At 46.2% G+C, this 12,848-nt stretch carries 15 protein-coding genes and 1 rRNA gene; 14 read left to right on the top strand and 2 right to left on the bottom strand.

Annotated elements, in window-relative coordinates:
- Positions 1 to 109 precede the first annotated feature (109 nt).
- The 9 genes from A3844_RS20125 (at position 110) to A3844_RS20085 (ending at position 7,838) form a co-directional block, all read left to right on the top strand.
- Positions 110 to 1,054: a DNA-directed RNA polymerase subunit alpha gene (locus tag A3844_RS20125; RefSeq protein WP_025706576.1), complete on the top strand. Its 945-nt coding sequence runs from the start codon at positions 110 to 112 to the stop codon at positions 1,052 to 1,054.
- 34 nt (positions 1,055 to 1,088) lie between these two features.
- Positions 1,089 to 1,454 carry a 50S ribosomal protein L17 gene (gene rplQ / locus A3844_RS20120; RefSeq protein WP_019908254.1) on the top strand — a complete coding sequence of 122 codons (366 nt, stop codon included), beginning with the start codon at positions 1,089 to 1,091 and terminating at the stop codon, positions 1,452 to 1,454.
- A gap of 222 nt (positions 1,455 to 1,676) precedes the next feature.
- Complete coding sequence (gene truA, locus A3844_RS20115; protein WP_074086536.1) at positions 1,677 to 2,456, top strand: tRNA pseudouridine(38-40) synthase TruA; 780 nt, start codon at positions 1,677 to 1,679, stop codon at positions 2,454 to 2,456.
- A gap of 233 nt (positions 2,457 to 2,689) precedes the next feature.
- Positions 2,690 to 3,127: a 50S ribosomal protein L13 gene (rplM, locus tag A3844_RS20110; protein WP_074086537.1), complete on the top strand. Its 438-nt coding sequence runs from the start codon at positions 2,690 to 2,692 to the stop codon at positions 3,125 to 3,127.
- Positions 3,128 to 3,147: 20 nt separating this feature from the next.
- Positions 3,148 to 3,540 carry a 30S ribosomal protein S9 gene (gene rpsI / locus A3844_RS20105; RefSeq protein ID WP_042140127.1) on the top strand — a complete coding sequence of 131 codons (393 nt, stop codon included), beginning with the start codon at positions 3,148 to 3,150 and terminating at the stop codon, positions 3,538 to 3,540.
- Between the two features lie 373 nt (positions 3,541 to 3,913).
- The gene (locus tag A3844_RS20100; protein ID WP_074108330.1) at positions 3,914 to 4,606 is read left to right on the top strand and encodes a phosphoadenylyl-sulfate reductase; all 693 of its coding nucleotides are present in this window, start codon (positions 3,914 to 3,916) and stop codon (positions 4,604 to 4,606) included.
- A 39-nt stretch (positions 4,607 to 4,645) separates the two neighbouring features.
- A complete protein-coding gene (sat, locus tag A3844_RS20095) occupies positions 4,646 to 5,821 on the top strand; it encodes a sulfate adenylyltransferase (RefSeq protein ID WP_074108329.1) in 1,176 nt (391 codons plus the stop codon).
- 71 nt (positions 5,822 to 5,892) lie between these two features.
- Entirely contained in the window at positions 5,893 to 6,639 is a 747-nt protein-coding gene (gene cwlD, locus A3844_RS20090) for an N-acetylmuramoyl-L-alanine amidase CwlD (RefSeq protein WP_074086540.1), read from the top strand.
- A 92-nt stretch (positions 6,640 to 6,731) separates the two neighbouring features.
- Positions 6,732 to 7,838, top strand: coding sequence for an Mrp/NBP35 family ATP-binding protein (locus A3844_RS20085; RefSeq protein ID WP_074086541.1), 1,107 nt, complete (start codon positions 6,732 to 6,734; stop codon positions 7,836 to 7,838).
- Between the two features lie 58 nt (positions 7,839 to 7,896).
- On the opposite strand, the gene gerD is transcribed toward A3844_RS20085, so the two are convergent.
- Entirely contained in the window at positions 7,897 to 8,571 is a 675-nt protein-coding gene (gerD, locus tag A3844_RS20080) for a spore germination lipoprotein GerD (RefSeq protein ID WP_074086542.1), read from the bottom strand.
- A gap of 129 nt (positions 8,572 to 8,700) precedes the next feature.
- Here gerD and A3844_RS20075 point away from each other — a divergent pair, with 129 nt between their 5' ends.
- Both A3844_RS20075 and A3844_RS20070 read left to right on the top strand, forming a co-directional pair.
- The gene (locus A3844_RS20075; RefSeq protein ID WP_074108334.1) at positions 8,701 to 9,288 is read left to right on the top strand and encodes a KinB-signaling pathway activation protein; all 588 of its coding nucleotides are present in this window, start codon (positions 8,701 to 8,703) and stop codon (positions 9,286 to 9,288) included.
- Positions 9,289 to 9,476: 188 nt separating this feature from the next.
- On the top strand, positions 9,477 to 10,298 hold the full coding sequence (locus tag A3844_RS20070; protein ID WP_074086543.1) for a PPK2 family polyphosphate kinase: 822 nt from the start codon (positions 9,477 to 9,479) through the stop codon (positions 10,296 to 10,298).
- A 48-nt stretch (positions 10,299 to 10,346) separates the two neighbouring features.
- On the opposite strand, the gene pdaB is transcribed toward A3844_RS20070, so the two are convergent.
- Positions 10,347 to 11,150, bottom strand: coding sequence for a polysaccharide deacetylase family sporulation protein PdaB (gene pdaB / locus A3844_RS20065; protein ID WP_074086544.1), 804 nt, complete (start codon positions 11,148 to 11,150; stop codon positions 10,347 to 10,349).
- A gap of 110 nt (positions 11,151 to 11,260) precedes the next feature.
- Between pdaB and A3844_RS20060 the strand changes: the two genes are divergently transcribed.
- From A3844_RS20060 to A3844_RS20050, 3 genes are all read left to right on the top strand, one after another.
- Positions 11,261 to 11,869: a stage II sporulation protein M gene (locus A3844_RS20060; protein ID WP_371916028.1), complete on the top strand. Its 609-nt coding sequence runs from the start codon at positions 11,261 to 11,263 to the stop codon at positions 11,867 to 11,869.
- A gap of 251 nt (positions 11,870 to 12,120) precedes the next feature.
- Complete coding sequence (locus A3844_RS20055; protein WP_025706563.1) at positions 12,121 to 12,351, top strand: hypothetical protein; 231 nt, start codon at positions 12,121 to 12,123, stop codon at positions 12,349 to 12,351.
- A 328-nt stretch (positions 12,352 to 12,679) separates the two neighbouring features.
- Positions 12,680 to 12,848 (top strand): 16S ribosomal RNA (locus A3844_RS20050); the annotation flags it as partial.

The raw sequence follows: 12,848 nt of genomic DNA, 5'->3' as shown, positions 1-12,848 counted from the left end.
GTATAATTCTGACGCATCTGCTAATAATAGGTGTTTAGGCATACTACATGATACACCTGATGGGGTGACAGTTTCATATAGGAGCGACGTTTGAAGGAGGGGTACACTCGTGATAGAAATCGAAAAGCCGAAGATTGAGACCGTAGAAGCCAATGATGAAGGAACCTATGGGAAATTCGTAGTTGAACCGCTGGAACGTGGATATGGCACGACTCTGGGGAACTCGCTTCGCCGGATCTTGCTTTCCTCCCTTCCGGGAGCCGCAGTGACTTCGGTCCAAATTGACGGCGTTCTGCATGAGTTCTCGACCGTTCCTGGCGTAATGGAAGATGTGACGGAAATCATTCTGAACCTTAAAGCTCTTTCCCTGAAAATCCATTCAGACGAAGAGAAAGTGTTCGAGATTGATGCTGAAGGTGAAGGCATCGTTACCGCAGGTGATATCCGTGCGGACAGCGATGTTGAGATCCTGAACCCGGATCTTCATATTGCAACGCTGGGACCTGGCGCGAGACTTCACATGCGAATTTTTGCAGGCCGTGGCCGCGGTTACGTCCAAGCGGACCGTAACAAGCGCGACGATCAGCCCATCGGAGTTATCCCGGTGGATTCCATCTATACGCCTATCTCCCGTGTGAATTATGGCATCGACAATACTCGTGTAGGTCAAGTGACCAACTATGACAAGTTGACGATGGAAATTTGGACGGACGGCAGTATCAGACCGGAAGAAGCTGTTAGCCTGGGAGCCAAAATTTTGAACGAGCACCTCGTTTTGTTCGTAGGTCTTACGGACGAAGCGAAAGACGCCGAAATTATGGTGGAAAAAGAAGAAGACAAAAAAGAAAAAGTGCTTGAGATGACAATCGAAGAGCTTGATCTTTCTGTGCGTTCTTACAACTGCCTCAAACGTGCCGGTATTAATACCGTGCAAGAGCTGACTACGAAAACTGAAGAAGATATGATGAAGGTCCGTAACCTGGGCCGCAAATCTTTGGAAGAAGTTCAAGAGAAGCTTGAGGAACTTGGTTTGGGACTCCGTACAGAAGAATAGCTGGCAGATTGCTTGAGTAAAGGAGGGAAAACAAATGGCATACCAAAAGTTGGGCCGTGATTCCAGTGCGCGTAAAGCATTGTTCCGGGACATGGTAACGGATCTGTTTCTTTATGAGCGTATCCAAACAACAGAAGCTAAAGCGAAAGAAGTTCGTTCTATCGCTGAAAAGCTGATCACTAAAGCGAAAAAGGGCGATCTTCATGCTCGTCGTCAAGTAGCAGCATTTGTCCGCCGTGAGACTGTAGACGGTGAACAGGATGCAATCCAAAAATTGTTCTCTGACATTGCTCCTCGTTACACAGAGCGTCCAGGCGGATACACTCGTATCCTGAAGCTGGGACCTCGTCGTGGCGATGCTGCGCCTATGGTTTATCTTGAATTGGTAGACCGCGCGTAGGATCACAAGTTATGATTTCCGGATGTACCCCTTATCGCACATGCTCTATGTAGTATGGGCAGAGAAGTATTTAACGTTATTGTGCTGCAGGGGCATTTAGGCCCTGCCGTACAATATCCGCGGGAATCACCTTGTATAGAATAGAAGGAGCTCCTGCCGGGGCTCTTTTTTTTTGAAGACGAATGGTGATGTAGTTTGGAACCGCTGAAAGGAAGAACGGAAATGCGTAATCTATTGATGAAGGTCAATTATGACGGTACCCGCTATGATGGCTTTCAGACCCAGCCTCAGGGCAATACGATACAGGACCATGTTGAACATGCCATACTGCATCTGACCGGCGAGAAACTCAAAATAACGGGCTCAGGACGGACTGATGCAGGTGTGCATGCTTATGGCCAGCCGTTTAACTTCCTTACCTCTTCCAAGATCCCGTTAGAGCGTTGGTGCTTGGCCTTGAATGCACGGCTGCCCCAGGATATCGTAGTCACTGAGGCACAGGAGGTACCGCTAGAGTTTCACTCTCGTAGAGGAGCTAAGCGCAAAACCTATCGGTATACGATTAATGGCAACCGTTTCCCGGATCCATTCCAGCGGCGATGGCAGCATCATCATCCGGTGAAGCTTGATATCTCTGCAATGCAGCAAGGTCTGGCCCATATTGTAGGCACCCATGACTTCACGTCGTTCGCATCAAGGAAATCTACGAAGACTTCACATGTCCGGACGATTTTTGAGGCGCATATGGAGCTTGATCTCAGTATGTGCCGGAACGGATCTGCAGACCAGGGAGTAATTCATACCTATATTACAGGCAGTGGCTTTCTACAGCATATGGTTCGCATTATTATGGGAACGCTGATTCATGTAGGGGAAGGTAAGATTCGTGCAGAGGCGGTTGCCGATATTCTTGCTGCCTGCGACCGTGCAGAAGCGGGGCCTACGGCTGTAGCTAAGGGATTAGCACTGTGGAGTGTGGAATATGACGAAGCAGGTAGCTAGATGTTCAGTGCATTTGTATTTATAAAATATTATGCGTTGAATATAAGAAATCACTTGCGCTAGTTATGTTTATGCTGTAATATAAAAGTTGTGTTTTCTTGATGGCTATCCCACAGCCCCGATCAAGAGAATGCCAACAAACAAGTTTTTCTTAACTCACATAATTGTAATCCAATGAGAAACAAGATATACGAAACAGATGATTTTCGTACGAGAACAAGGAGGAAACATTCATGCGTACCACCTATATGGCGAAGCCGAACGAAGTTGAACGCAATTGGCACATCATTGATGCCGAAGGCAAAACACTTGGTCGTTTGGCAAGCGAAGCCGCTGCTCTGATCCGTGGCAAACACAAACCGCAATTCACTCCACATGTTGATACTGGAGATTTCGTAATTGTTATCAACGCTGAGAAGATTCACCTGACCGGCAAGAAAATGCAAAACAAGAAATACTACCGTCACTCGATGCACCCAGGCGGTCTGAAGGTTACTGTTGCAGAAGACCTGATCAAAACCAGACCTGAGCGTATGATTGAATTCGCAGTTCACGGCATGATTCCTAAGACTCGTCAAGGGGATCACATGAAACTGAGACTCAAAGTATATGCTGGCGCTGAACATCCACATGCAGCACAAAAACCTGAAGTTTACGAACTTCGCGGATAAGAATAGAGGAGGACAGTTTCATGGCACAAGTACAATACTATGGGACAGGTCGTCGTAAACATTCGGTAGCACGTGTTCGCCTTGTACCGGGTGAAGGACGCATTGTCATTAACAAACGCGAGATGGACGAATATTTCGGTGTGGAAACACTGAAGATGATCGTAAGACAACCTTTGAACCTGACTGAAACTCTGGGCAACTACGATGTAATCGTTCTTGCACATGGTGGCGGCATTTCCGGTCAAGCTGGAGCAATTCGTCACGGGATTTCCCGTGCATTACTCAAAGTTGACCCTGAATATCGCGGTGCTCTGAAGAAAGCCGGCTTCCTGACTCGTGACCCACGTATGAAGGAACGTAAGAAATACGGCCTCAAAGCGGCTCGTCGTGCTCCACAGTTCTCGAAACGTTAATATCCCTTGTATATCAAGGAAATCAAGCCTCTGGCCTTTATGGTCAGGGGCTTTTTGTTTACTTTTAATTCAATTCCCCATCATCCAAAATACTCCAAAAACATTTCCCCATTACACTATAGATATCCCGAGTTAGTATGTAATATTTCATGCCTGCTTTGGCTCTGCCGGATTCCGGTAGGGCTGCTTTTTTTCTCCGAAAACTCTTGAGAAGCTGCGGGGCTTTGTATGCATTCAAAACTTTCACCCAAAATGGATAAAACCATTGACTTCGGTCCCGAATGCCTTATACTATTCCATATAAGATTAGTTGGAATTAGCGGGTATTGAGGTTTTAGTGTTTAATGAGATACCAGGATGGAGGAGCATATTAATGAACTTAATGGAGAAAGAAGATTTAATCAGAGTTAAGGCCGAGGAATTAGAAAATGCAACGCCGGAGGAAATCATCCGCTGGGCCGTAGATACCTTTCCTAATATAACCTTTGCCTGCAGCTTCGGTGCTGAAGATGTAGTGCTCGTTGATATGCTGCAGAAAGTTAGTCCCTCAACAGACGTTTTTTATCTGGATACAGATTATCATTTCAAGGAAACGTATGAGACAAGAGATGTGATGGCTGAAAAATACGGAATGGAGTTTGTTCGCGTATCCCCACAAATTACACCGGAGGAACAGGCGGTTCAGTACGGTGAGGCACTATGGAATACCGATCCCAACCAATGCTGCGCGATCCGTAAGGTAGAACCGCTTACCCGGATTCTTTCACAGTATGATGCCTGGATTACAGGAATTCGCCGTGATCAGGCACCAACTCGCGCCAATTCCAAAAAAGTCGAATACGATAATAAGTTCGGTCTTGTTAAATTTAATCCGATTGCTAACTGGACCACAGAGGATGTATGGAACTATATCCGTGAGAATGATGTTGTGTATAACCCTTTACATGACCGTAATTTTCCGAGCATCGGCTGCGAGCAATGCACACGGGCGGTGATGCCAGGTGAAGATCCACGTGCGGGAAGATGGTCCGGATCGGACAAGACTGAATGCGGATTGCATAAATAAGAACGGAAATCGAATTGCACAGAAGGAGAGAGAGCATAGATGACTTCAATACATCCTCATGGAGGAACACTGATCCAGCGTGTAGCTGAAGGGACACAGAGAGAAGAACTGCTTCAGCAGGCTTCTGGTCACAAATCGATTACCTTAAACACTTGGACTTTGTCAGATCTGGATCTGATCGGGGTAGGTGCATTTTCTCCGCTCACAGGCTTTCTGAATGAAGAAGATTACCACTCTGTAGTCAAAAGCATGCGTCTTGCAAATGGCACGGTATGGAGTATACCTGTTACTTTGTCTGTGGAAGATAAAGTGGTTTCAGGTCTTGCGGTAGGTGACAGGGTCTCACTGATTGGTGAGGACGACGGAGTTATTTATGGATTACTTGATATTGAAAGTATTTATAGTGTAGATCAGCAGCTTGAAGCGCAGAATGTGTTCAAAACAACGGATCCCGCACACCCAGGTGTGAGCAAGTTGCTGGCTAGGCCGACAACTTATGTTGGTGGACCCATTACCGTTCTAAATCGTCCGCAGCCGGAGAAGTTCGGAGAATTTTACTTTGATCCGGCCGAGACACGTCAAATTTTTGCGGACAAGGGTTGGAGAACTGTTGTAGGCTTTCAGACGCGCAACCCGGTGCACCGTGCACATGAGTACATTCAGAAGTGTGCAATGGAGGTTGTGGATGCGCTGTTCCTTAATCCTCTGGTAGGAGAAACGAAGTCTGATGATGTTCCAGCCAATGTACGCATGAAAAGCTATCTTGCACTGCTGGAGAACTATTATCCGGAAGACCGCACTTTTTTGGGTGTATTCCCTGCTGCAATGCGTTACGCCGGACCGCGGGAAGCGATTTTTCATGCGATGGTTCGTAAAAATTACGGTTGTACCCATTTTATAGTCGGCCGGGATCATGCGGGTGTAGGTGATTATTACGGCACTTATGAAGCCCAAGAAATTTTTTCGAATTTCACAGCAGATGAGTTAGGAATTACCCCATTATTCTTTGAACACAGTTTCTTCTGTGTGAAATGCGGTAACATGGCTTCAAGTAAGACCTGCCCACATCCAAGCGATCAGCATTTGACATTGTCAGGCACGAAAGTGCGCGCGTTGCTAAGAGATGGGAAATGCCCGCCTCCGGAATTTACGCGTCCAGAGGTAGCAGAAATTCTTATTGAGGGAATGTCCGCAGAAGTCACTGCCCAATCCTAATAGCCAGTACTATTTGGCCCTCTTGTCCCATATAGATGAGTAGAATCTATCGGGACGAGGGGGTCTTTGTTATGTCTGGCCGGAAGCAAGGGGAAGTCTCGGTCTGGATCACATGGAGCAGCATCAAAAAAAGCATGGTAGGTGCTGTTTTGCTGGTAATAATGATCGGCATTATTGCTTATGATATGCCAACTGCCAAGACGCTGAATTACTGGAGCCTGCCATTGTCAGGAAAAGTAATTGCTATTGATGCAGGGCATGGAGGCCCTGATGGGGGGGCAGTCAGCCGGGATGGCTTGATTGAAAAGGATATCAATCTTTCAGTCTCTTTATACCTGCGGGATTATTTACAGCAGGCAGGAGCGATAGTGATCATGACCCGGGAAGGCGATTATGACTTAGCCCAGCAAGATACCAAAGGCTACTCTAAGCGCAAGACAGAAGACCTGAAGCAACGGGTAAGAAGTATAGAGGAGAAGGGGGCAGATTTGTTTATAAGTGTGCATATGAATAGTGTGCCTTCAGGACGCTGGAGCGGAGCGCAGACCTTCTATTACCCGAACAACGAAGGGAATAAAGCTTTGGCGGGCTTTGTACAGGATGAGCTCAGAACCACACTTGAGAACACGGACCGGGTTGCGAAGACTGTGAATACCGTGTATTTGCTGAAAGCATTAAAAATGCCTGCAGCACTTGTAGAGGTAGGCTTCCTCTCCCATCCTCAGGAGTCGGCTTTACTTGGGGATGACGTCTACCAGCGAAAGGTTGCTACCAGCATCTACCGGGGGATTCTGAGATACGCTTCTGAACGGTCTTGAGTAGTTACTACGCTTTTGCGGAAGGGTAATGGTATAATAAATCAAAAATACCGGTACCTTACCCGTCCGGAGAGGAAATAGAGGTGCTTTCCATGCTGACCAGGGAACAAATTCAGGAATTATTGCAGCCGCTTACTGACCCGGAATCCGGGAAAAGCCTTATCGAATTGCAGCTGATTCGCGATATCATGGTCAAAGAGGACCGAATCTCACTATCTCTTGTATGTCTCGATACCGATGAGAAAAGCCGTATGGAGCTTGAACAAAGTGTTCGCCTCTTGCTGGATGAGGGAGGAGCGGGCAATGTTCATATCCGGTTGCGTGATGCCACAGATTATGAGCGTGCTATTCTTCGCGGAGAGAGCTCGGAGGACCATACCGTGCAAGAACAAGGCGAACCGTTAAAAGGACACGCAGCGGGTCTTGAGGGGCATGAGCTGATCAATGAGAACTCAGGTGTGAAGTTCATCGCGATTGCCAGCGGCAAGGGTGGAGTAGGCAAATCGACAGTCACCGTTAATTTGGCAGTGGCATTGGCCAGAAAAGGCAAAAAGGTCGGACTGATTGACGCTGACATCTATGGTTTCAGCATTCCCGATATGATGGGGATTGAAGAAGGCCCGATTGTAGAAGAAGGAACTATTATTCCTGTCGAACGTTTCGGAGTAAAAGTCATGTCTATGGGCTTTTTTATCCGTGAGAATAGCCCTGTCATTTGGAGGGGACCAATGCTTGGCAAAATGCTTCGCCAGTTCTTCAGCGATGTCGGCTGGGGTGAGCTTGATTATATGCTGCTTGATTTGCCGCCTGGAACGGGTGACGTAGCACTTGATGTCCATCAGATGCTGCCGCACAGTAAGGAGATCATTGTTACTACCCCTCATGCAACCGCGGCATTTGTAGCGGCGAGAGCGGGCTCTATGGCGCTGCAGACCGATCATGAGGTTCTTGGGGTCATTGAGAACATGGCTTATTATGAGTGTTCTTCCTGCGGAAAGAAGGATTACATCTTTGGCCGGGGAGGCGGAGCGAGATTGGCTGAAACCCTTCATACGGAGCTGCTTGCCCAGATTCCTCTGGGCGCACCGGATAATCATATTTCCGAGCCGGATTTCTCGCCGTCTGTGTACAAGGCGGAGACAGCAACCGCACAGCTGTTCGCTGAGATGGCTGACAAGTTGATTTCCAAATACGAATAGTGTGTGTAAATAACCAAAAGAGGCCGGTTCCGTTAATAGGAAGGCCTCTTTTTTTGAATCAGGATCCTGAATCATCACTGCCTTTGTTTCCACTGCTTCCCTTCTCTTTACCCGAATCCTTCTTTTCAACCTTAGGCTGCAATTCGTCTTGAACTACAGTCTTAAGGAGATCGAGTACCTCCATTCGGAACAATGGATTTTGCATGGCCTCCTGCATGATGGTCATGGATTGTTTGCGGTAATCAGAAGTTTTGGTAAGATCAAGGAACATCTTCATCATTTCAGGTGATTTCATGATTTCAGCAACGGACTTCTGGTATGTTGGATCTTTAATCAACTGAAGGTGGAGCTCTTTGTTTTGTGAATTAATTGCTTTTGCGAAATCTCCTGCGAATTGTGGATCTGTCATGATTTTTTCAATTTCCTTCTGATACTCCGGTGCAGTGATGGTATCCTTTACCGCAACTCTGATTTGCTCGTTGGTTTGCATTGGCATCATCTTCATACTCAGGCCGCTGGAGCTGCTTCCCTCAGAGCCGGAGCTTGGAGCAGACAATGCCTCCTGCACTGCTTTCTTTCCCTCTTCGCTTTTCAATATATCTACAACCATTGTCTTCATTTCCTTGTAACTGACCTGTCCGGAAGAGGAACTGCTCTGTTCGCTGCCACAAGCCGTTAGGGTGATAACCATGCTGAGCAACAAGCTCCCAGTCCACAAAGTCCTCCACTTCATTGGCGCTGCCCTCCTTTATGGGATTCCTGCATGTAGTATGCCGCAGAGGTAAGCTTTTATGTTGCGCTTGGAATGGTTTTTTGACGGTAAGCTTGGTAAAATAAATCTGACGTGTGGGAGGTGAAAAGGCTGAATATAAGGAAATGGTTTTATTTATTCTGGACCACGCTTCTGATCGGGGCGGGAGGGGCCGTCATTGCCGGACTTTTACTGCAAGTTGTTAACGGTGGAATTGATTTCAAAAGCACAGCCGATTCATTAATCTATCCGCTGATCCTTCTAGGCTACGGCATGCTTGTGAGCGTTTACGCTCAACTGGGTTTTTTTGCGTATCTGATTCTGAATTATATGGGAATCGGGGTGTTCCCGCGAAAGGCATGGCAATATATCCAGATTATACTGTCTCTGCTTGCCCTGCTCGAACTGATTTTTTTGCGTACTTTTGTAGGCGGAGGCAGAAATGTAGTCTCTGATTTGCTTTTGGGCATCGGCATTCTGCTTACTGCGATTATCGTGGCCTATTTCAAAGTACGGAGCACGAACAGATCAGCCTGGATTCCGACATTTTTCTTTTTGACAGCCATTACCATAGTGGAGATCATTGGAGTACTCCGCATAGGAGTAGACAGTGCCACTGTTTTTATTGTGGTCCCGCTCATTGCCTGTAATGCATTCCAAATCTTGATGCTCCACCGGATCCTTAAGCCAAAACAATGATAAAATATGCAGTAAACAACCCCGCTCCTCGGTTATGAGAAGTCGGGGTTTTGTAAAAAAAGGATACCAGCCTGAATAGCATGGCGTAGCTGTTTCTACTTGATAAGATTAAAAACAGAAGCAGCAGGTTAATCTTTAAGAACAGCGTACATAACTAAAAATCGATTGAAACGACTAGGAGGGTATATATGAACATCAAGCGCTATATGATAAAAGACAAAAATGAATCTGTCCTGAAAAAACTCGATCCCGAAGAGAGCGGGGACTTTAAATCAAAGGAAGAGGCAGAGGCCGAAATGGCAAAGCTCAAGGAGCGTCTCGCCGAACTGCAGGATATTCTTTTCGCCCAGAAAAAGCACTCACTACTGGTCATTCTTCAAGGAATGGACTCCAGCGGGAAAGATGGAACGGTCAAGCATATTTTCTCCGGCATTAATCCACAAGGATTTATGGTCACCAGCTTCAAAAAACCTTCCTTGGAGGAGGAAGCCCACGATTTCCTGTGGAGAGTGCACATGAAGACACCTCCCAAGGGTTACATCGCCGCATTCAACCGTTCTCATTATGAGGATGTTCTGGTACCCCGGGTGCACGACAATCTCAAAAAAGAAGAAATGAAACGTCGTTTCCGCTACATTCGTGAGTTTGAGGCCATGCTGGCGGAAGAGGGAACAACGATAATTAAGCTTTTTTTGCACATCTCCAAGGATAAGCAGCTAGAAAAGATCCAGGAACGGCTGCAGGACCCGACCAAACATTGGAAGTTTGATGCAAGTGATCTGCAGGAGCGGGAGTATTGGGACGATTATCAGGAAGCATATGAAGATGTCTTTAAGGAGACCAGTACCGATAATGCACCGTGGTATTGGATTCCTGCCAATCACCGTTGGTACCGCAATTACTTGGCTTTAGCCATTGTTGTCAAGACCCTGGAGAGTCTGGATCTGAGCTATCCAAAGCTGGATACTCCCACACCTGATATTTCAGAACTCATTTCTCCGCGGCACTAGGATATTCACCTTGGGCAACAGAAGGACAGCGAGAAACAAACTTGGATCTTACATGCCGGCAGCATCTTCCAAACCTTCATTGAGCATAGCGGAATCACGGACTTCCTTGCCCTCAGCACTGCTTTGGCTGATTAGTTCGGATACAGTTACAAATTCATAGCCTTGACTACGGAGGTTATCAATAATCTGCGGAAGGGCTTCATGGGTCTGCTTGCAGGAATCACTCGCATGTAAAAGCACAATATCACCGGGATGTGCCTTGCTGGTCACACGTTTCACGATATTATCCACACCGATGTTTTTCCAATCCAGCGAGTCTGTATCCCACTGTATCACCTTGTATCCCAGACCGCTTGCAACCTGAAGTACCCTTTTGTCAAAATCACCATTCGGCATCCGGATCAAATTAGGCTCTTTGCCGGTCAATTCAGTCAGTACAGTGTGGGCAGTTGTAATCTGGGTCTTGATTTCTTCATTACTCAAGGTGCTGTAATTGACGTGCTTGTGGCCATGGCTGCCGATTTCGTAACCGGCGTCTTTAATGCTTGTAACAATTTCCGGATGTGTTTTGCTCCAGGGAGATGAGAGGAAGAAGGTCGCTTTATCTACCTTTTTATCTTCGAGCACCTTCAGAATCGGTCCAGGCCGTTTCTCTCCCCAGCTGATGTCAAACGTTAAGGCGATGAGCTTCTTCTCTGTCGGTACGCTGTAAATGGCGGAAGGGGCTGTTTCCGAAAAAACGGTAATATTGCCTCTCTCGACATAAACGACACCGGCAGCAAGAAGCGCAGCGGCAAAGATATAGATGAACCGTTTTATCTTTTTGCCGCTGAATACATAAAATGAATTCATATTGTTAGCGCTCCTCTCCCATGCGAAATGCTTGTTTGTTCTAAATGTATGCTCGTACAGGGCGCTTATGACCTTATATATGTCCAACATACGTTCAGGAGGTAATTATGCTGTCTTTCCCCGCTTTCGCAAGAGATGTATCCGCAATTCGCAAAGCAGTATTACTCGCTCTTTTATTATTTGTGGCGGGAGGGATTATTGGCTGGATTGGCACTGGCAGTCTGCAAAGGCTTCTATCCGATCAGTTGGAGGGTTTGAGTAAAATCAGCGGCAGCCTTAAAGAGTCCTCACATCCGAAATGGAGCTTTTTTCAATTTATATTTCTGAACAACAGTATCAAAGGAGTGCTCATTATCTTCTTAGGCGCTATATTCGGAATATTGCCTGCAGTGTTTTTATTGATTAATGGTGGAGTGATCGGTTATCTGATTCATTTGTCAGCCATGCAGGGACTAGATATGTTTGACCTTATCGTTAAAGGACTGCTGCCGCATGGGATTATTGAAATCCCGGCGATCATTATCGCCTGCGCGTTTGGTTTGCAGTTTGGCTGGAATGTAATCTCCGATTTGTTCAGTTCAGCTGCCACGAGAGAACAGAGGAGCGGTGCGTGGCCGGCCTTTATGCGCCAAACTCTAAGAGCCTCCATATGGATTGTTATTCTGCTGTTTATTGCCGCAATCATTGAAAGCACAATTACTTTTTCGTTGTTATCATAAAAATTCAGAGAATTGAGCATAACATTAAAGCCTTTCATTCCGGGGACAGAAAGGTAAAGCTATATGCTCGAGCTTGGAAGATGGCCATGTAGGATATTTTAATAATTATGGTTATAGATGCGATGCTCCGGTTAATCTAGTGTAAGTGGATATCTAACGCAGCTTTCCCCAACCCATGGACTATCTTCTTTAGCACAAGTAGCAGCATTTAAGAATTTGTCGAATTTAATTTGATGAAGGAGGCCAAGCATATGTTGGGAATGTTGTTCAATGAAAAAGAGTGCAAGGAGCTGGATTATGTTCTTCGTAAAGAGCTTGATGAAATGCTCCTTGATTTAAGTGATCAACGCTTGGACCAAAATATCAGACATGCCATAGCCAATCGATATAAAACTGTATTCCGGATGTATGCGCGTTTTGCCCCGCAGAAGGAGCTATCCAAGTATGCATGGGGAGGACGTTATTCCCAGTCTAAACATTAGAAAAGTGATTTTAATTAAATAGGTTGACTAAAAGGGAGCCGCTGTGATACATTATATCTCGCGCTCCTTTTCAATGTGTTGAAGAGTAGCCATCGGCAAGAAAAGATGAAAAAAACATTTTTTCAAAAAAACACTTGCCAAATACTTAAGAGCTGTGATATATTATAAAGGTCGCCGCTGAGACGCGGTGATGAAGTGAAAACGAGACATTGATCTTTGAAAACTGAACAACGAGTGAGTGGGATTTCACGCAAGTGAGATCCAAAAATAGAGAATATTTTATTCTCGTCAGATGTTTCAAAATGAGCAATCGCTCTTTCTAAATACCAATTTGGAGAGTTTGATCCTGGCTCAGGACGAACGCTGGCGGCGTGCCTAATACATGCAAGTCGAGCGGAGCTTATCCTTCGGGATAAGCTTAGCGGCGGACGGGTGAGTAACACGTAGGCAACCTACCCTCTAGACTGGGATAACTACCGGAAACGGTAGCTAATACC

Origin of the sequence: Paenibacillus helianthi, from assembly GCF_001909055.1 — a bacterium.
In the GTDB taxonomy this organism is placed as follows: domain Bacteria; phylum Bacillota; class Bacilli; order Paenibacillales; family Paenibacillaceae; genus Paenibacillus_AQ; species Paenibacillus_AQ helianthi.
This window is presented reverse-complemented; position numbering and strand designations above follow the sequence as displayed.